A 17,713-nucleotide genomic window follows, 5' to 3' on the forward strand; every position below is an offset into this window, starting at 1 on the left:
TCAGCCCGCCGACAGCAGCTCCACCACATCCGCATAGACGTCCTTCACGGCCACCGAGTCCACCAGCGACTCGTCATGCGGGCAGCGCGGCGCGGTCCAACCCACCTGGCTGAGGTTCGCGCCGCACACCGCACAGTTCGTCTGCCATGAGAGGTGGATCCGGTGCAGCGCCCGGCCCAGCGGACCGGCGTTGATGACGTTTCCCGCCCAATAGATGCCAATGGTCGGCGTCCCCAGAAATTGTGCGAGGTGCCGGGGGCCACTGTCGTTCGCCACCATCACGTCGCTGGCGGCGAGCAATGCGGCGAGCTGGCCCAGCCCCAGCCGGCCAGCCAGAGACTCCACCATCACGGCCCGTCCGGGCGCCGCCTGCTGCCGCGCCTGGTCCACCACTTCGCCGGCCAGTTCCGCATCCTCGCCGGCACCAACCACCAGAACCCGGCAGCCGTCGTCGGCCGCCTTTGCGGCAAGTTCACCAAAGGCCTCCGCGGACCACCGCCGTCTCGGATCGGTGGCGCCGGGGTGGATCACGACGACGGGAGCTCCTTCCGTGGCCCCGTTGGCCAGGATCCCGCGGACCTCAGCCGTAAACCGGGGGAGCGGGTGCAGGCGGCACTCCAGGCCGACGGGGGCGGACCCCGCCAGGCCCACCGTCTCCAAGGCGCGGAGGACCTCGTGCTGGTAATAGAGGTAGGGCAGCGAGCGGTCCAACGGGACGGCGTCGGGAGTCCTGGCACCTACGGTGTACCGGGCGCCCAGCCTGTGGAGGAAAGGATTGGAGTAGCGCCCGCCGCCGTGCAGTTGGACGGCCAGGTCAAAGTGGCGGGACTGCATGTCCGCGAAGAAACGTTCAGATGCCGCCGGGTCCTCGGCGTCCCCGGGGCCCGGGGGCCGTACCCCCTCCGCAAACGGCAGCACGCAAACCTCGTCCATGGGTGTGTCAATCTCGGTAGCCAGCATCGCGTGCAGTGGTGTCCCCAGCATGGTCACCGTGGCCTGCGGGTAGGCCGCCTTGAGCGCGGCAACGGCAGGCAGGGCAAACATCAGGTCTCCCAAACCGCCCCCGCGGAGCACGGCAATCCGGGAGACGCCGTCGAATTTTTCCAGTACGGGCCCGACGCCGGAACCTTCGCCGGGTGCGCCCGCTTCCTTGATCAGCAAAACAGTAAGCCCCCTTAGTATCTTGTGAAATCACCATAGTGCTTCTTCTTCAGACGCGCCATGACAGGCCGCCCCCACGCGCCACCTTGAGGGGAGGCCCCGCCGGGGTGTGTGAAGTACCGTCCGCTTGGGTACCTGACTTCCAGGAGGTAGCCATGCAAGCAAACATGCAGCAGGAAACGGAAAGCAATACCAGGACCGGAACCGAAGCAGGCGTTCCGGCCGTCCTGACCGTCTTCAATCCCCGCACCGGGAACGTCGCCTCGGAGGTGCCGGTGGCCTCCGAGGAAGAGGTCAGCCGCGCTATCGGCGCGGCAGTTGCCGCGTGGGAAGACTGGAAAGTCACTCCCGCGGCGGACCGCGGCGCCATGCTGCATCATGCCGCCGACGCCCTTAGCGCTTCGGCCCAGCAGCTGGCTGAAACCAATGCCCTGGAAACCGGCCGCCCGGTGGACGAAGCCAGGGCAGGGATCGAGGCCGGCATCGGCACGCTCAGGCAGTACGCCGAACTGGGCCCGCTGCACCGGGGACACAGCCTCCGCGGCGGCACCTTCGCCAGTGACTACACGGTGCCCGAGGCTCGTGGCGTTGCCGCTGTGCTGACACCCTGGAACGATCCTGTGGCGGTCGCCTGCGGACTGATCGGCGCCGCGCTGGTCACCGGAAACACCGTGATCCACAAACCCAGCGAACGGTGCCCGCGCCTGGGACGTGAACTCGGCGAAGTACTGGAGCCGGTCTTTCCGGGGGGTGTGTTCAGCACGCTCTCCGGAGGGCCCGACGTCGGCATGCTCCTTACCCAGGACTTCGCTGTCGCCGTCATCGCGCACGTTGGTTCCAGTGATGCGGGAGCGCGCATTGCCCGTGCCGGCATGCTCACGGGGGCGCACGTCATCCGCGAAAATGGCGGGAATGATCCGCTCCTGGTGGACGCCGACGTCGATCCCCGCTGGGCTGCTGAACAGGCGGCGATCGGTGCGTTCAGTAACAGCGGACAGATCTGCACGTCCGTTGAACGCATCTACGTGCACCGTGAGATTGCAGGACCCTTCTGCGAAGCGCTCGCGGAAGAAGCACGACGCCGGAATGCGGACGGGAGCCTGGCTCCACTGGTGGATACGCGCATGCGCGACGCAGTGGAGGCCCAGGTTTCGGAGGCCCTGGCACGGGGCGCCGAGGCATTGGTGGGCGGCGAGGTTCCCGAAGGTCCGGGCGCCTTTTATCCCGCTACGGTACTGGCCGGGTGCGCGGACACCATGGACATCATGCTCCAGGAAACCTTCGGACCGGTGGCACCGGTCCGGGTGGTGGATTCCTTCGCGGAGGGACTCTCGCTGGCAGCCGCCGGTGATTACGGACTGGCGGCAACCGTCCTGACCGCGGGCCTGGAACACGCGCAGCAGGCCATCGCCGCACTTCCCGTGGGGACCGTCAAGATCAACGCGGTGTTCGGCGGCGCACCCGGCGGATCAGCCCAGCCGCGCGGCATCAGCGGCCAGGGCTTCGGCTACGGGCCTGAACTCCTGGACGAATTCACCAGAGTGAAGGTGGTTCACCTGAGCGCGCCGCCTGTCACGCTACCCCCACAACCAGACGGCGGTGCCCAATGACAACCCCGGATCTGTCCACGCAGCGGGCACTCTCGGACACGCTCCCGCACATTCTCGCCCAGCGTCAACCCGCCGTGACCGTGATCGGCGACGTGATGCTGGATGGCTGGTGGACGGGCAACATCGAGCGGATGTGCCGTGAAGCCCCGGCGCCGGTGGTGGACCTGTTGCGGCGTGAGTTTTCGCCCGGAGGGGCCGCCAACACGGCCATGAATCTGGCTGCCCTTGGCGCGAAGGTGACGCTGGCCGGCGTCGTCGGGATGGATGCCAACGGTGAAAGGTTGCGTTCCCTGTTGCAGGAAGGCGGCGTGGACGTCCGTTACCTGCTGCAGCTTCCGGGTGTGGTCACCCCCACCAAAATTCGGGTGAGCAGCGCCGGCCAGATCATGTTCAGGATGGATGACTGTGCCGCCCCTGTACCGGCGGAAGCCACGGATACTTTGGCCGCGTTGCTGCCGGAGGCTGTTGCCGGGCGCGACGCCGTGATTATCTGTGACTACGGCACCGGCACCCTCGAGAACGGCATGATCGGGAAGGTGAGTGCCGCCGTCGGATTGGCAAAGGGACGCCCCCTGACTGTGGTGGATGCGCACGATCCCCGGAACTGGTCAGTGCTGGAACCGGACCTGGTTACCCCCAATGCCTTGGAAGCGTCGCGGATGCTGGGCGTTAAGCTTCCCGAGGGCGCGGCGCGCGCAGGATTCCTGGCCGGACAGCGGGAAAAAATGCTGCAACTCACGGGTGCCAAAGCCGTGGTGGCCACGTTGGACCGCGACGGCACCATGCTGCTGACGGACGGCCCGTCGCACCGCACCTGGGCCCGGCCGGCAACCGAGAAACAGGCATCCGGTGCAGGCGATACCTTTGTGGCCGCGTTGACGATTGGCCGGGCGTGCGGGCTGCCGCTCACCACCAGCCTGGACCTGGCGCAGGCGGCCGCAGACGTTGTGGTGCAGCAGGCCGGAACTGCGATTTGCCGCACGGAGCAGCTCAGCCGCTACCTGGGCAGTTTCGCGGAAACTACGCTGGAGCCTTCGGAGCTGGTGTCCAGGCTGGAAGCTGAGCGGGCACAGGGGCGGCGGATTGTCCTGACGAACGGCTGCTTTGACGTCCTGCACCGGGGCCACACCCGCTACCTCAACCAGGCCAGGCAGTTGGGTGATGTGCTGGTGGTGGCCCTGAACAGCGACGAGTCCGTCCGCAACCTGAAAGGTCCCGGGCGGCCCATCAACGGTGTCGCTGATCGGGCGGCAGTGATCGGGGCGCTCAGTTGCGTGGACTATGTGACAGTGTTCGACACTCCCACGCCCATCCCGCTGATCCAGCAGATCCGCCCCGAAATTTATGCCAAGGGCGGGGACTACACGGCGTCCATGCTGGCGGAGACTGCCGCGGTGGAGGAATGCGGCGGCGAGGTGGCCATCCTGGAGTACGTGCCGGAGCAGTCAACCAGTGCCGTGGTGGAAAGGATTCGCAACGGGGGCTCACGGGAGGTGGGCGCCTGAGACTGGATTAGGGTTGAAGCATGAATAAAACCCTCCGGGACCGGGTGCGGGAATAGTGGCGCGGCGCGGCAAAAGCGGCGGCAGGAACCAGGGAAGTTCGATCCCGGGAGTCATCGAGCTGCCCAAGGGCAGCCGTGCCGATGGTCCCGTTGAGGGTGTCTACTACATTGACACCGGCGACTGCCAGCTGATCCAGGACCAGGACAATTCCACCGGCTGGCTGCTGAAAATCAACGGCGTGATGAGTTCGCACATCGACCTTGCCGATCCGCTGTTCCTGGACTTTGAGTACATGCGCTGGATTGCGGCCCTGATTGAGTCCCGGTGGCCGGCGGATGAGCACCATAAACTGCGCGGCTTGCACCTCGGCGGTGGTGCCTGCTCCCTCGCACGGTACTTCCATGCGGCTTATCCGGATGCCCGCCAAGTGGTGGTGGAGCTGGACGGCAAGCTGGCCGAATACGTCCGCGGCTGGTTCAACCTCCCCAAGGCGCCCATGCTCCGGCTCCGCGTGGGGGAGGCCCGTGAGGTGACCGAATCGCTGACTCCGGACACCCGCGGCTTCATCATTCGAGACGTCTTTGCCGGTTCCTTAACTCCGCGCCCGTTGACCACCCTGGAGTTCATCGGACATGTCCGCAACGTTCTGTCGCCCGGCGGAATCTACGTGGTGAACTCCGGCGATGCTCCGGACCTGTTGAACGCGCGCGAGGATGCCGCCACCATCGCAGCCGCCTTCGAATACACGGCACTCATTGCCGACCCCGCCATGCTCAAGGGCAGGCGTTACGGCAACATGGTGATGGCCGGCTCGGACCGGCCGTTCGACGACGATCCGTCCCTGGCCCGCCGGCTCCTGGGCGGCGCCGTTCCCGCGCACATCTGGAACGACGCCCAGGTCCGCTCCTTCGCCAGGAACTCGCCGGTGCGCCACGACCCGGCGTAATCACGGTGATCGAGCGGGCCTGTGATCGAGCCTGCCGAGATCCCGGTTTCGACAAGCTCAACCACCAGAGGGCTCAACCACCGGGTCTCAACCACCGGATCCGCGGCCCAGCAACGCGTCCTTATAGGCGGCCATTTCCTCCTGCAGGGCATGGACGACGGCGGCCACGGCGGGCCGGCGCATCGAATCCGGCCGCAGCACCATCCAGTAGGGAAGCAGCTCGGCGAACTCCGTCGGCAGCAGCCGGACCAGGTCCTCATGGCGGTTGCCCATAAAACACGGCAGGAATCCGATCCCGGCGCCGGCCCGCGTCGCTTCCACGTGCACAAAAACGTTGGTGGAGGTAAGGCCGTCACGCATGGCGGGAACCAACCGCCGCGGCGCGTCCAGATCGTCCACCTGCAGCATCGAATCCACGAAGTACACCAGCGGGTGCTCCGTCACTTCCTCCACAGTGGAGGGTGTGCCGTTTTCGGCGAGGTACGCCCGTGACGCGTACATCCCCAGCATGTACTCACCCAGCCGGATCGCCTCCGCCCGATGCACCTGCGGCTCGCCTACCACCACCTCGATGTCCAGCCCGGATCGCTGCTGCAGCGCCCGACGCGTCATGGTCACCACCTCGACGCTCAGTCCCCGGTGCCTGCGCCTCAGCTTCGCCACCGCCGGTGCGGCAATGTAGGCGCTGAAACCGTCAGTTGCGGTCATGCGTACGACGCCGGCAATGGGATCGGGTGCCTCGCCCGCCGGTCCCAGCGTGCCCACTGCAGCCTCCACGTGTTCTGCTGCGTGCACCGCTTCCGCGCCCAACTCGGTCACCTCCCAGCCGCCGGACGCCCGGGCGAGGACCCTGCCGCCCAGTTCCTTCTCAAGGGCGGCTATCCTGCGTGAGATGGTGGTGTGGCTGAGGCCCAGGTTCTGTGCCGCCGTCGTGAATTTTGCTGAGCGGGACACCGCGAGCAGGATCAAGAGGTCGTCAGGGTTGACTTTCATATCTGCAATTGTGCACATATAAGGTGCCGAAGTGGTCATTGAAGGGCTGTGGCTGTGCAGGAATACTCAGTCACAACAACAGTGCCGTGGCTCACAAACCGGGGGTCGGCACGTGTCAATGTGGACACCGAGGAGACATCATGAGCACAGAGCAACACCGGGCGGGCAGCGCACACAACGTGGGCCCTGCCGGATCCGCAGCCAAGGGCTCCGGGCTGAAGAAGATCGTGGCGGCTTCCATGGCGGGCACAGTGGTGGAGTGGTACGAATTCTTCCTTTACGCCACCGCAGCCACCCTCGTTTTTGGCAAGTATTTCTTCCCCGCCACCGGCAACGAACTGGACGGCATCATCCAGGCGTTCCTCACCTACGCCGTGGGCTTCGTGGCCCGCCCGCTCGGCGGCATTGTGTTCGGCCAGATCGGCGACAAACTCGGCCGTAAGCCCACCCTCCAGCTGACCATTGTGCTCGTCGGCGTTGCCACGTTCCTGATGGGCTGCCTTCCGGGCTTTGCCGAAATCGGCTACGCGGCTCCGGCCATGCTGGTGGCGCTGCGCTTCATCCAGGGCTTCGCGCTGGGCGGTGAATGGGGTGGTGCCGTGCTGCTGGTGGCCGAGCACAGCCCTAACGAATCCCGCGGATTCTGGTCCAGCTGGCCGCAGGCCGCCGTACCGGTAGGAAACCTGCTGGCCACGCTGGTCCTGTTCATCATGTCCACCACCCTCAGCAGCGAGGCGTTCCTTGGCTGGGGCTGGCGCGTTGCGTTCTGGCTGTCCGCGGTGATCGTGTTCGTTGGTTACTACATCCGCACGCACGTGACCGAAGCTCCCATTTTCCTCGAAGCCAAGGCGCTGGTGGAGAAGGAGCAGGCCGTCAGCTACGGCGTCTTCGAAGTGGTCCGCAAGTACCCCAAGGGCATTCTGCAGGCGATGGGACTGCGCTTTGCGGAGAACATCATGTACTACCTGGTGGTCAGCTTCTCCATCGTTTACCTCAAGAGCGTCCACCAGTACGACACGTCCTCGCTCCTGCTGGCCCTGCTGATCGCGCACGTTATCCATTTCCTGGTCATCCCGCAGGTAGGCCGCCTGGTAGATTCCTGGGGCCGCAAACCTGTGTACCTGTTCGGCGCGATTGCCGGTGCCACCTGGCCGTTCTTCGCCTTCCCGATGTTCGATACCCGCAATGCCGTGGTGATCGTTGCAGCAGTGACAATCGGCCTTTGCCTGCACGCGTTTATGTACGCAGGCCAGCCGGCCATCATGGCTGAGCTGTTCCCCACCCGGATGCGTTACTCCGGCGTCTCGCTGGGCTCGCAAGTGACGTCCATCTTTGCCGGTTCACTGGCTCCGCTTCTGGCCACCCAGTGGCTCAAGGACACCGGTTCCTGGGTTCCCACCGCCATCTACCTCCTGGTGGCCTGCGGCATCACCGCCGCGGTAGTGCTGAGCCTGAAGGAAACCAAGGGGATCGCCCTGGAGCAGGTTGACCTGGCGGACGCCAAACGCGAAGGCCTGGCTTCTGCCGCCGTCGTCCGCTGAACGGAAGGGAACGGTCAGGGTGACTGCCGGAAGGGCACTGTTATGGAAAATTATTTGAACGGCCGCAAGGCCCTGGTCACCGGTGGTGCCAGCGGCATCGGGGCGGCGTGCGTGCGCGAACTCGCCGCCCGCGGAGCAAAGGTGGTGGTGGCCGACGTCGATTCCGCCGGAGCTGCCGGCCTCGCCGATGAAGTGGGCGGAACTGCCTGGGGCATTGACCTGCTGGACGTGGACTCGCTCGGAACGTTGAGTCTGGACTGCGACATCCTGGTGAACAACGCCGGAATCCAGCGGGTCAGCCCCATCGAGGAGTTCGATCCGGCGGATTTCCGACGCATCATCACCTTGATGCTGGAGGCACCGTTCCTGCTGATCCGGGCCGCGTTGCCGCACATGTACGCGAACAAGTTCGGCAGGATCATCAACGTCTCCTCGGTGCACGGCCTCCGGGCCTCCCCGTTCAAAAGCGCTTACGTTTCCGCCAAGCACGGCCTTGAGGGGCTCAGCAAGGTGACGGCGCTGGAGGGCGGGGAGCACGGGGTTACGTCCAACTGCATCAACCCGGGTTACGTGCGGACCCCGCTGGTGGAGAAACAGATCGCAGACCAGGCACTGGTGCACGGGATCCCCGAGTCAGAGGTACTGACCAAGGTGATGCTGACGGAATCTGCCATCAAGAGGCTGGTGGAACCGGAGGAAGTAGCGTCCCTGGTGGGCTGGCTCGTGTCCGATCCTGCCGGAATGGTTACGGGGGCCAGCTACACCATGGACGGTGGCTGGTCGGCGCGCTGAACCGGTCCGCAAAAGTCCGCAAAAGAACGAGGCTGGGCTGGCCGCCTGAGCGGCTAGTCCAGCTCTTTGAGCTGACGGTGATCGTAGAAAAACACTCCTTGGGCGATATCCACACCCATTGACGTGCCCTGCCGGAACACCACCACCCCCTCACGCCGGGCGTTGAAGGGATCGTCTCCCACTACTGCGTCACCAATCTTGTAAGGCGATCTTGGGGCGGGCAATCTCGCCAGCCTCTTCCAGGCTCGCGCGGCAGCCGTGGCCAAGCTGACTGGCTGGCCCATCCTGGACAGGTCCTGGACCGGGGCTTTGACCATGCATACCATCTCCTCGCGGGCGGCAGCCAGCCGCGCACTTGGGGGTGCAGGTAACCTGAATGCTCCCAGCGAAGTACGGCCTTCCCATTCCGGTCGGCACCCTATAAACAAGGTTATCCACTAATCCCAGCAGTCACACCAGTAACAAGTACCTGTTTTTTGGTGTGGAAGGCCAGCGCTAGCTTTCCCCGCGCCGCAGCCACACAACCGTTGACGCGATCAGTGCCAGCGCCACGGCCGGAACAAGCACGACGGCGGCTCCGGAGCCCTGGAGCAGCTGCGCTGCCAGCAGGGCCAGGAAAGCTGCGTAGACCGGAAATTTCGTGGACTGTCCGTTCGTGGTGCTCCGGGAACCCGGCGGTTGCCAGCCCATTTTCCAGCCGACAATCAACACCGTGGTGAGGACGGCCAGCCCGGCGTAAAAAACCCAGGGCGGTGGAACAAGGCCAACTATCAGGACCGCTGCGGCCATCAGGCCGGTGAGGATCAGCCAGTAGCTGCGGACGGCCCGCGTTTCAGTTCCGGTCGCCAACGATTTTCTCAGCATTCTCGAAGGCCCACGTTGCCAGCGGTACCAGGAGGGCCGCTACTTCCTGGCCCAACCCGGTGAGGCTGTAGTCCACCCGGGGCGGGATGACCGGTTGCGAGTGGCGGTGCACCAGGCCGTCCTGTTCTAGGGTCTTCAGGGTCTGGGCCAACATCTTCTCGCTGATGCCGTCCGCCCGGCGGCGCAGTTCGCTCCACCGGTGTTCCCGTTCGGACAGCGCCAGCAGGATCAGCACACCCCATTTGCTGGTGACGTGATCCAGGACGGTACGGCTGGGACAGCCGGCAGGAAAAATTCCGTTTTCCAGAGCCGCTGAAGCCCGGGACGGCTCAAAACTAACTTCCATGTCAGTACCTTACTTCAAAGTGCGTACTCTCCTACGGGAAGTATCCGCCGGGAGGCCCCGTTAGCCATAGTGACAGCGCAAGCCACCGAAAGGGAAACACATGAGCATCGTTATCACCGGAGCAACCGGACACCTCGGAAACCTCGTCTTGGAAGCCCTCCTGAACCGCGGCGTTCCGGCTGAGTCGATCGTCGCCGTCGGCCGTTCCACGGAAAAGCTGGCAGGCTTTGCCGTTCGAGGCGTGCAGGTCAAGGCGATGGATTACGACGACGCCGCCTCGGTTGCGGAGGCCTTGCAGGGCGCGGACAAGGTACTGCTGATCTCCGCCAGTGAGGTGGGCAAGCGCCTGGAGCAGCACCGGGTGGTCATTGACGCCGCCAAGGCTGAGGGCGTGGAGCTGCTGGCCTACACCAGCATCGCGAATGCCGGGACGACGAAGATGAAGCTTGCCGCCGAGCACATTGCCACTGAAGAGCTGCTGAAGGAATCCGGGCTGCCGGTGGCCATCCTCCGCAACAGCTGGTACATCGAGAACTACACGGCGCAGATCCCCACCTACTTTGAGTATGGAGTTGTTACCGGCAGTGCAGGCAGCGGCCGGGTCAGCGCCGCCACCCGCGCGGACTACGCCGAGGCAGCAGCAGCTGTACTGGTTGCTGATGGCCATGCAGGAAAGACCTACGAACTGGGCAATGACCAGCCGTTCACCCTGGCCGAACTGGCCGCCGAAGTCGGTGCCGCAGCGGGCAAGGAGATCAGCTACCAGGACCTGCCCGCCGCTGAGTTTGCCAAGCTCCTTGCGGGCTCCGGCGTACCTGCAGCCTTCGCGGACATTCTGGCCGATTCCGAACTGGGGATTGCCCGCGACGACCTCCTGGTGAACGGGAACGATCTCAGCACCCTTCTGGGCCGGCCCGCCACCACCATGGAGCAGGCAATCCGCGCAGCCGTGGAATCACTGCAGGCCGTTTAAGCACCAGCCCGCCTAACCGAATATCAGCACGGCCTGAAGCTGCCCTGCAAGGGTGGTTTCAGGCCGTTGCTGTTTCCGCGGCCTTCCTGGCCGCAGCCTCGATGCGTTCCCGGTGGGCCAGCCAGTCCTGGGCGGAGCGCGGTGTCACGTTGAGATCCGCAGCGCCTTGGCCCAGTGCTCCGTCGATCATTTCCCGCAGAATGTCCGCGTGGCCCAGGTGATGTGCGGTCTCCACGCACATGTGGACCAGGATCTGGTGAAGGGTGACGTTGCGCCGCTCCTCCGCCCACCAGGGCACTTCGCCGGGGGAGTCGAGGTCCAGTTCGTTGATGGTGGCGTCTGTGGCCGCGGCGGAGTAATGATGCAACTCGATGATGGATTGCCGGGACTCATCAGGCGTGGCCCAAAAATCGGCATCGGGTTCGGCGCCATCGTCAAACCATGGCAGGGCGCGGCCGTTGGGCCTGCCAAAAACGTCCGTGAAGTAACCCAGCTCTACGCTGGCCACATGCTTCACCAGGCCAAGCAGATTGGTGCCTGTGGGAGTCATGGGTTTGCGGATGCTGTATTCGTCCAGGCCGTCGAGTTTGCCCAAGAGGCTTTGGCGGCGGGTGCGGAGGTACTTGTGCAGTGTTTCCTTCTGGTCCATGGCCGGACTCTACCAAGCCCCTTTCGACAGTGGGCCTGTTGTTAAATAGTAAGCATGGTTACTATTTAACAACTCCCGAATGGAAGGCGGCCGGAATGAAGGCCATGGTGTACCGCGGGCCCTACAAGATCCGCGTAGAGGAAAAGGACATTCCGCGGATAGAGCATCCCAACGATGCCATTGTGCGGGTGACGCAGGCGGCCATTTGCGGCTCCGACCTGCATCTGTATCACGGCATGATGCCGGACACCCGGGTGGGGAGCACTTTCGGACACGAGTTTGTTGGTGTGGTGCACGAGGTTGGGCCGTCGGTGCAGCACCTGATGCCGGGGGACCGGGTGATGGTTCCTTTCAATATTTTCTGCGGCACCTGCTACTTCTGTGCCCGTGGCCTGTACTCCAACTGCCACAACGTCAACCCCAACGCCACTGCCGTGGGTGCGATCTATGGTTACTCGCACACTTGCGGAGGGTACGACGGCGGCCAGGCGGAATACGTCCGGGTCCCGTTCGCGGACGTAGGGCCTTCGCTCATTCCTGAGTGGATGAGCGAGGAAGATGCCGTGATGCTGACCGATGCGGTGCCCACAGGATACTTTGGTGCCCAGCTTGGTGACATCGGCGAAGGCGACACCGTGGTGGTCTTCGGCGCCGGCCCCGTAGGCCTGGTGGCCGCACAGTCGGCCTGGCTGATGGGTGCCGGACGCGTTATTGTTATCGACCACCTGGAGTACCGCCTGGAAAAGGCCCGCACCTTTGCCCATGCGGAAACGTACAACTTTGTTGAGTACGACGACATTGTGGTGCACCTGAAAAAGATCACTGAAGGGCTGGGCGCCGACGTCGTTATAGAAGCGGTAGGCGCGGAGGCCGTGGGCAACCTGACCCAACACGTGACGGCGGCAAAGCTGAAGCTGCAGGGCGGCTCGCCGGTGGCGTTGAACTGGGCTATTGATTCAGTCCGCAAGGCCGGGACCGTGTCCGTCATGGGTGCTTACGGCCCGATCTTCAGCGCCGTGAAGTTCGGCGACGCCATGCAGAAGGGCCTGACGTTGAGGATGAACCAGTGCCCGGTGAAACGGCAATGGCCGAGGCTGTTCGAGCACGTCCGCAACGGGTACCTTAAGCCCGCCGAATTGATCACGCACAGGATCCCGCTGGAACACATTGGGGAGGGCTACCACCTCTTTTCCAACAAGCTGGACAACTGCATCAAGCCGCTGCTGATCCCCAGCGGAGCCTGAGGAGGACGCCATGCCGTACACCGCAAACCAGCCCCCGAAGGTCCTGATTACCGAAGAATTGAAGGCACGGATACCCGGCTGGGGCGTCGACCTTGACCCGCTGGACAGGCCGTCAGTGCCACGCGAAAGAACGGATCTGCCCACCGGCGCCCGCTGGGAGTTCCCCGAGCGGCAGGTGGAGAAGGTGCCGCGCGAACGCTCCATCGAGCACAGCATGCTGCCGCCTGTTTTTGGTACCACCTGCCCGCCCAGAGGGCTCTCCGGGGCAATCCGTAAACGCGCGTACGCCTACAGCGAGGCCCGTGCGGCCCATTGGCTGTTGCTGATCCTCGGGGACAGGGTGGATGCCTGGGAAAGCCACCTCCGCTCCTTCGCCACCGCCCGTCCGGACAATCCGGTGACGGAGAGCGGAGTGCTGGCTGAGTTCCGGAACCACCCCATTGTTTCCCGTAGGGGCAGGAAGGCGGACCTTGGGCACGTATGGATGGACCCCATTATCGTCTTCGGGCCGTGGGTGGCCGCAGGCGGAGCGGCCGTGCTGGCAGGACGGGCGCTGGCCAAGGCCGCTACGGGACGGCACTAAGGAAGACGGCGGCACAATCACCGTAGGGCGCGATCGCGGCGCTGCCCTGCGCCCCTAAAGTAAAAAACTCTTGACACGGTGTCGGACTTTCTTTACATTTACTCATGTCAGCTTTGCTTTACATGAGGTTGGGAAATGTCTTACGAGGAAAAGAGCGCCTGGCTGTTCGGCGTCATTGCTGTGGCGGCCTACGCTGTCTACCTGGTGGTTGTGCTGGGCCAGGCAGGCGGTGCTGCGCTGGTGGACGTTGCCTATGTGGCGCCGCTGCTCTGGTGCGTTGGCGGCGCCATAGTGGTGTCCATCCTGCTGCATATGGTGATGGGCATGTTTTCGTCCAAAGGTGAACGCACCAAGGACCAGCGCGACGGGGAAATATACCAGTTCGGCGAACACGTGGGGCAGTCCTTCCTGGTAATCGGCGCCGTGGCAGCCCTGCTGATGGCCATGGCCGAACTGGACCATTTTTGGATCGCCAACACGATCTATCTGGCTTTTGTCCTCTCGGCGATCCTCGGGTCGGTGGCCAAGATCGTTGCCTACCGCCGGGGGTTCCAGACGTGGTGAAGCCAACGCGCGTCAACAATTCCATCCGTCGGCTGCGTTTCGAGGCGGGCAGTATGACCCAGGCCGAACTGGCCGAGCAGGTCGGTGTCACCCGTCAAACCATCATCGCCATCGAACAGGGCCGCTACTCGCCGTCACTGGAGATGGCGTTCCAGATTGCCAACGTCTTCCGCGTTCCGCTGGACGACGTCTTCCAATACGAGCAAGGAGACTGATCGTGAAGGCTGTTATGCAGGATAAATACGGGTCCTCGGAAGTTCTCGAGGTGCGGGATATCGACAAGCCGGTGCCCGGCGCCGGGCAGGTGCTCCTGCGGGTACGGGCGGCCGGCGTGGACCAGGGCGTCTGGCACCTGATGACAGGCCTGCCCTACCTCACCAGGCTGGGCTTCGGCCTCCGGAAACCCACGACGGCGGTGCGGGGCCGCGAGGTTGCGGGCGTGGTGGAATCGGTGGGGGAGGGCGTCAGCCGTTGGCAGCAGGGTGACGAGGTGTACGGCACGTGCGAAGGTTCCTTCGCCGAATACGTGTGCGCCAAGGAGGACAAACTGGCGCTGAAGCCCGCAGTCCTCACGTTTGAACAGGCTGCAGCCGCGGCCATCTCAGGGGTGACCGCGATGCAGGCGGTTCGGGATGCCGGCCAGGTGGCTGCCGGCCAGAAGGTGCTGGTTCTCGGGGCAGGCGGTGGTGTCGGCTCCTTCGCCGTTCAGCTGACCAAGGCGGCCGGGGCGCACGTGACCGGCGTGTGCAGCGCAGCTAAGGCGGAGCTGGTGCTCTCACTCGGCGCTGATCGCGTCATCGACTACGCCGCGGAAGACCCGACGGCGGCAGCTGCGAAATACGACGTCGTACTGGATACCGCCGGCAACCGTCCCCTAAGGGCGTTGCGGAGGATACTCACCCCGCGCGGAACCCTGGTGGTGATCGGCGGCGAGGGCGGCGGGAAGATCGGTGGCGGATTCGACCGCTCTCTCCGGGCAGCGGCGCTGAACCCCTTCGTCCGGCACAACCTGAAGGCCCTGATCTCGCTGGAGAAAGCGCAGAGCCTTGAGGATCTGGCGGCCATGATCGACGCCGGCCACGTGACGCCGCATATCGATGCCGTTTACCCTTTAGCCGGAGCTCGTGCGGCCATTGACCAGCTGCGTTCCGGAAAGGTTGGCGGCAAAGTGGTGCTGAGCATCTAAAGATCCTTCCGAAGCGTGGCCGCACCGCACGCGCCCAGGGGAGGTCGTTCTTGCCGGTAACGACTTGTTCACCGCTGGGATAAGTGCGGCCACCCGGCTGTTCATGTCTTGTGTGTTGCATGGGGAAGCCCGTTGGAGAGGCGGTCTCCTGGTGATCAGGCGGCGGTCTCTTCTTCTTCCACCCTGAAAGCAGTAAGGCCCCGATGACAAACGGTATGTCCCGCCGCGGATTGTTGAAAACTGGCTCGGCTCTAGGACTCGGCGCTTCAGTAGCAGCCATCACTCCAACTCCTGCCCTCGCTGACGCTCCCCGGCGCACAAAGAAGGGGCAGTACTTCTGGCTGAACGGGGACCATCACGTCCACACCCTGTTCAGCAACGATGGCAAGTACCGCGTGGTGGACCATGTGCGTCAGGCCATGCGTCACGGCGTCGACTGGCTTGTGCTCACTGATCACGGCAACGTCGCTCACTCCCAGCTCAGCACGGACCAGATTGTGCCGCTCATCGACGAGGTACGTCAGGAGTTCGGGGATTCGATCCTGATCTATCACGGCCTGGAATGGAACATTCCAGGGGCCGAGCATGCCACGGTCTTTGTCGCGCCGGGCCGCGACGACGTCGCCGTCATGAAGGAAGTTGAATCACGGTGGGATGCCCGGGTCAAAGGCACCCGTGACGGAACTGCTGCGAACGAGGCGCTGGCACTTGACGGAATCCGCTTCATGGGCCAGGTCCGCGCCACGCGCAGGGTCGAGGACATCCTCATGATCCCGAACCACCCGTCACGCCAGGGCATCGACTCCCCGCACGAGATCCGGGCGTGGATCGACGCAGCACCGGAGGTAGTCATCGGTATGGAGGGTGCCCCGGGGCATCAGGCCGGCGGACTGTCCGCCCCGCACAGCGGAAACCGTGCCCGCGGCCTCTACGACGGCGCACCAGGGGCTTTCTCCTTCAAGGGCTACCCTGCCGAGGCGTACCGTACCTGGGGTGGTTTCGACTGGATGACGGCCACCGTCGGTGGAGTATGGGACAGCTTGCTCGCCGAAGGCCGGCTCTTCTCCATCACCGCCACCTCGGACAGCCACAACGTCTACCTCGACACCACCACCCGCGGACCCGGAAGCAACTTTGATGCCAAAGGCCGCACCGAAGATCCGGTCTACAGCGGCACGGTGGACCTGACCGAAAATGACTTCTGGCCCGGCTACTACAGCAGGACCCATGTAGGAGCGGAAAAAGTCAGCCACACCTCCGTCATGCAGGGACTGCGTGAGGGCCGCGTCTGGGTGGACCACGGATGCCTGATCGATTCCATCGACGTGACTGTTTCGGACCAGGCAAAGTCCGTCACCCTGGGAGGGAAACTTAAGACCAAACGCGGCAGGAAAGTCACGCTTACGGCCTCCATCGACCCGGCGTCAAAACCGAACTTCGCCGGATTCGTTCCTGAGCTTGCCCGGGTTGACGTCATCCTGGGCAGCGTGACCGGCCCGGTCGCGGATGCGGACGCCATGAAGGCTCCGGACACGCGCGTTATTACCCAGCTGCCCGTTCAGGACCTGACTCTTCGGGACGGCAATCTGACCTGGACGCAGGAACTCGACACACCTGCCGGGCACTACTACATCCGCCTTCGCGGTACCGACGGGAAGAAATCCCAGCCCGGTTTCCTCGGCGCAGAAATCGACCCGGCGGGCCCGGCCCTGGATGAAATCGGCAATGCCGACCCGTGGGAGGACCTCTGGTTTTACACCAACCCCATCTTCGTGGAGGTAATCAACTAGCCGCAGCGCAAGCACCACGCGGGAATGCATGGTTACCGGTGAAGGGAATAGTGATGTCTCAAATACCAGACTCTGCTGCAGCGTGGTGCGCGCCGTAAGGGGCGGGCCGGGAGCATGCTTAATCCATGCCAGCCGCCAACACCGTCCCGGGCACCAAAGTGACCTCGAAGGTCCCTGCTGCCGAAAACACCCTGCGTATCCTCAAACTCCTGGCTTCACGCCGGGGTCCGATGGCGGCGTCGCAAATTGCCACGTCCCTGGGACTGCCACGCTCCAGCGTCTACCACCTCCTTGGCGTGATGGAGGAGAACGGCTTTGTGCTGCACCTGCACGAGGAGCAGCGGTACGGGCTCGGGATCAGCGCCTTCGAGCTCAGCTCCGCGTACTCGAGGCAGGAACCGTTGTCGCGGCTGGGGAGACCGCTGCTGGCGTCGCTGGTGGATGTCATCGGCGAGAGCGCACACCTGGCCGTGCTGCACGGACGCGACGTGCTGTACATCGTCGAGGAGCGGGCTAAAAACAGGCCCTCGCTGGTGACGGACGTTGGTGTCAGGCTGCCCAGCCACCTCACGGCAAGCGGCAGGGCAATCCTGGCTGCGCTGCCTAAGTCGCAGGTCCGGGCCTTGTATCCCAACGCCGCCGCCTTCACCGCCCGGCACGAGGTGGAAGGCGCCATCATGAAATACTCAGCGTTGTCCTCGCACCTGGACCAGGTGCGGCAGCGTGGCTATGCCACCGAACACGGCGAGGTGACGCCGGGCTTCGGGTCCATCGCCGCCGCCGTCACGGATCACGTTGGCTGGCCGACTGCGGCAGTCGCTGTGACCTTTCTCGAGGAAAAACTGCCGGGGGACCAGTGGCCGTCACTGGCCGCCCGGGTGCAGAAAGTGGCCGATGACCTCTCGGTCCGCATCCACGGCCGGCCTGCCCGCTGACCTGCGCCCCCTTTCCCAACTGACTCGCATT

General features: G+C 64.3%; 19 protein-coding genes. 13 read left to right on the forward strand and 6 right to left on the reverse strand.

Features of this window, described 5'->3' with window-relative positions:
* Positions 1-1,161 (reverse strand): glycosyltransferase family 9 protein, encoded by a 1,161-nt coding sequence (locus ACWA13_RS02650; protein WP_463936642.1) that lies wholly within the window; start codon positions 1,159-1,161, stop codon positions 1-3.
* 155 nt (positions 1,162-1,316) lie between these two features.
* Between ACWA13_RS02650 and ACWA13_RS02655 the strand changes: the two genes are divergently transcribed.
* Genes ACWA13_RS02655 through ACWA13_RS02665 form a run of 3 tightly spaced genes read left to right on the forward strand, consistent with a single transcriptional unit; the run spans position 1,317 to position 5,222 of the window.
* Positions 1,317-2,771, forward strand: a complete 1,455-nt coding sequence (locus ACWA13_RS02655) for an aldehyde dehydrogenase family protein (RefSeq protein WP_463936643.1) — start codon at positions 1,317-1,319, stop codon at positions 2,769-2,771.
* Positions 2,768-4,276, forward strand: a complete 1,509-nt coding sequence (gene rfaE2, locus ACWA13_RS02660; RefSeq protein WP_463936644.1) for a D-glycero-beta-D-manno-heptose 1-phosphate adenylyltransferase — start codon at positions 2,768-2,770, stop codon at positions 4,274-4,276. The genes ACWA13_RS02655 and rfaE2 overlap by 4 nt, the downstream gene beginning before the upstream one ends.
* Before the next feature lie 55 nt (positions 4,277-4,331).
* Positions 4,332-5,222 carry a spermidine synthase gene (locus ACWA13_RS02665; protein ID WP_463936645.1) on the forward strand — a complete coding sequence of 297 codons (891 nt, stop codon included), beginning with the start codon at positions 4,332-4,334 and terminating at the stop codon, positions 5,220-5,222.
* 87 nt (positions 5,223-5,309) lie between these two features.
* Here ACWA13_RS02665 and ACWA13_RS02670 read toward each other — a convergent pair whose 3' ends face one another.
* Entirely contained in the window at positions 5,310-6,215 is a 906-nt protein-coding gene (locus tag ACWA13_RS02670) for a LysR family transcriptional regulator (RefSeq protein WP_463936646.1), read from the reverse strand.
* Positions 6,216-6,355: 140 nt separating this feature from the next.
* Here ACWA13_RS02670 and ACWA13_RS02675 point away from each other — a divergent pair, with 140 nt between their 5' ends.
* On the forward strand, positions 6,356-7,756 hold the full coding sequence (locus ACWA13_RS02675; protein WP_463936647.1) for an MFS transporter: 1,401 nt from the start codon (positions 6,356-6,358) through the stop codon (positions 7,754-7,756).
* 42 nt (positions 7,757-7,798) lie between these two features.
* On the forward strand, positions 7,799-8,548 hold the full coding sequence (locus tag ACWA13_RS02680; protein WP_463936648.1) for a 3-hydroxybutyrate dehydrogenase: 750 nt from the start codon (positions 7,799-7,801) through the stop codon (positions 8,546-8,548).
* Positions 8,549-8,601: 53 nt separating this feature from the next.
* On the opposite strand, the gene ACWA13_RS02685 is transcribed toward ACWA13_RS02680, so the two are convergent.
* The 3 genes from ACWA13_RS02685 to ACWA13_RS02695 form a co-directional block, all read right to left on the reverse strand.
* The gene (locus tag ACWA13_RS02685; RefSeq protein WP_463936649.1) at positions 8,602-8,865 is read right to left on the reverse strand and encodes a hypothetical protein; all 264 of its coding nucleotides are present in this window, start codon (positions 8,863-8,865) and stop codon (positions 8,602-8,604) included.
* A 178-nt stretch (positions 8,866-9,043) separates the two neighbouring features.
* Positions 9,044-9,397 carry a hypothetical protein gene (locus tag ACWA13_RS02690; protein ID WP_463936650.1) on the reverse strand — a complete coding sequence of 118 codons (354 nt, stop codon included), beginning with the start codon at positions 9,395-9,397 and terminating at the stop codon, positions 9,044-9,046.
* Positions 9,381-9,758, reverse strand: coding sequence for a winged helix-turn-helix transcriptional regulator (locus ACWA13_RS02695; RefSeq protein ID WP_463936651.1), 378 nt, complete (start codon positions 9,756-9,758; stop codon positions 9,381-9,383). Before ACWA13_RS02695 ends, ACWA13_RS02690 begins: the two co-directional genes overlap by 17 nt.
* Before the next feature lie 100 nt (positions 9,759-9,858).
* Between ACWA13_RS02695 and ACWA13_RS02700 the strand changes: the two genes are divergently transcribed.
* Entirely contained in the window at positions 9,859-10,731 is an 873-nt protein-coding gene (locus tag ACWA13_RS02700; protein WP_463936652.1) for an SDR family oxidoreductase, read from the forward strand.
* Positions 10,732-10,789: 58 nt separating this feature from the next.
* Here ACWA13_RS02700 and ACWA13_RS02705 read toward each other — a convergent pair whose 3' ends face one another.
* Positions 10,790-11,380 carry a DinB family protein gene (locus ACWA13_RS02705; RefSeq protein ID WP_463936653.1) on the reverse strand — a complete coding sequence of 197 codons (591 nt, stop codon included), beginning with the start codon at positions 11,378-11,380 and terminating at the stop codon, positions 10,790-10,792.
* A 95-nt stretch (positions 11,381-11,475) separates the two neighbouring features.
* Between ACWA13_RS02705 and ACWA13_RS02710 the strand changes: the two genes are divergently transcribed.
* From ACWA13_RS02710 to ACWA13_RS02740, 7 genes are all read left to right on the forward strand, one after another.
* The gene (locus tag ACWA13_RS02710; protein ID WP_463936654.1) at positions 11,476-12,624 is read left to right on the forward strand and encodes a zinc-dependent alcohol dehydrogenase; all 1,149 of its coding nucleotides are present in this window, start codon (positions 11,476-11,478) and stop codon (positions 12,622-12,624) included.
* A gap of 10 nt (positions 12,625-12,634) precedes the next feature.
* Complete coding sequence (locus ACWA13_RS02715; RefSeq protein ID WP_463936655.1) at positions 12,635-13,207, forward strand: hypothetical protein; 573 nt, start codon at positions 12,635-12,637, stop codon at positions 13,205-13,207.
* A 135-nt stretch (positions 13,208-13,342) separates the two neighbouring features.
* Complete coding sequence (locus tag ACWA13_RS02720) at positions 13,343-13,771, forward strand: hypothetical protein (protein ID WP_463936656.1); 429 nt, start codon at positions 13,343-13,345, stop codon at positions 13,769-13,771.
* A complete protein-coding gene (locus tag ACWA13_RS02725; protein WP_463936657.1) occupies positions 13,765-13,986 on the forward strand; it encodes a helix-turn-helix transcriptional regulator in 222 nt (73 codons plus the stop codon). The genes ACWA13_RS02720 and ACWA13_RS02725 overlap by 7 nt, the downstream gene beginning before the upstream one ends.
* A gap of 2 nt (positions 13,987-13,988) precedes the next feature.
* On the forward strand, positions 13,989-14,957 hold the full coding sequence (locus ACWA13_RS02730) for an NAD(P)-dependent alcohol dehydrogenase (protein ID WP_463936658.1): 969 nt from the start codon (positions 13,989-13,991) through the stop codon (positions 14,955-14,957).
* A 203-nt stretch (positions 14,958-15,160) separates the two neighbouring features.
* Complete coding sequence (locus ACWA13_RS02735) at positions 15,161-16,747, forward strand: PHP domain-containing protein (protein WP_463936659.1); 1,587 nt, start codon at positions 15,161-15,163, stop codon at positions 16,745-16,747.
* A 125-nt stretch (positions 16,748-16,872) separates the two neighbouring features.
* Entirely contained in the window at positions 16,873-17,682 is an 810-nt protein-coding gene (locus ACWA13_RS02740; protein ID WP_463936660.1) for an IclR family transcriptional regulator, read from the forward strand.
* Positions 17,683-17,713: the final 31 nt, after the last annotated feature.

The organism is Pseudarthrobacter sp. TRD_SC_9 (assembly GCF_055361265.1).

Coding starts and splice junctions, on each gene's coding strand:
- ACWA13_RS02655 (WP_463936643.1), top strand. CDS start 1,317: ATGCAAGCAAACATGCAGCAGGAAACGGAAAGCAATACCAGGACCGGA.
- rfaE2 (WP_463936644.1), top strand. CDS start 2,768: ATGACAACCCCGGATCTGTCCACGCAGCGGGCACTCTCGGACACGCTC.
- ACWA13_RS02670 (WP_463936646.1), bottom strand. CDS start 6,215: ATGAAAGTCAACCCTGACGACCTCTTGATCCTGCTCGCGGTGTCCCGC.
- ACWA13_RS02675 (WP_463936647.1), top strand. CDS start 6,356: ATGAGCACAGAGCAACACCGGGCGGGCAGCGCACACAACGTGGGCCCT.
- ACWA13_RS02680 (WP_463936648.1), top strand. CDS start 7,799: ATGGAAAATTATTTGAACGGCCGCAAGGCCCTGGTCACCGGTGGTGCC.
- ACWA13_RS02685 (WP_463936649.1), bottom strand. CDS start 8,865: ATGGTCAAAGCCCCGGTCCAGGACCTGTCCAGGATGGGCCAGCCAGTC.
- ACWA13_RS02695 (WP_463936651.1), bottom strand. CDS start 9,758: ATGGAAGTTAGTTTTGAGCCGTCCCGGGCTTCAGCGGCTCTGGAAAAC.
- ACWA13_RS02700 (WP_463936652.1), top strand. CDS start 9,859: ATGAGCATCGTTATCACCGGAGCAACCGGACACCTCGGAAACCTCGTC.
- ACWA13_RS02705 (WP_463936653.1), bottom strand. CDS start 11,380: ATGGACCAGAAGGAAACACTGCACAAGTACCTCCGCACCCGCCGCCAA.
- ACWA13_RS02710 (WP_463936654.1), top strand. CDS start 11,476: ATGAAGGCCATGGTGTACCGCGGGCCCTACAAGATCCGCGTAGAGGAA.
- ACWA13_RS02715 (WP_463936655.1), top strand. CDS start 12,635: ATGCCGTACACCGCAAACCAGCCCCCGAAGGTCCTGATTACCGAAGAA.
- ACWA13_RS02720 (WP_463936656.1), top strand. CDS start 13,343: ATGTCTTACGAGGAAAAGAGCGCCTGGCTGTTCGGCGTCATTGCTGTG.
- ACWA13_RS02735 (WP_463936659.1), top strand. CDS start 15,161: ATGACAAACGGTATGTCCCGCCGCGGATTGTTGAAAACTGGCTCGGCT.
- ACWA13_RS02740 (WP_463936660.1), top strand. CDS start 16,873: ATGCCAGCCGCCAACACCGTCCCGGGCACCAAAGTGACCTCGAAGGTC.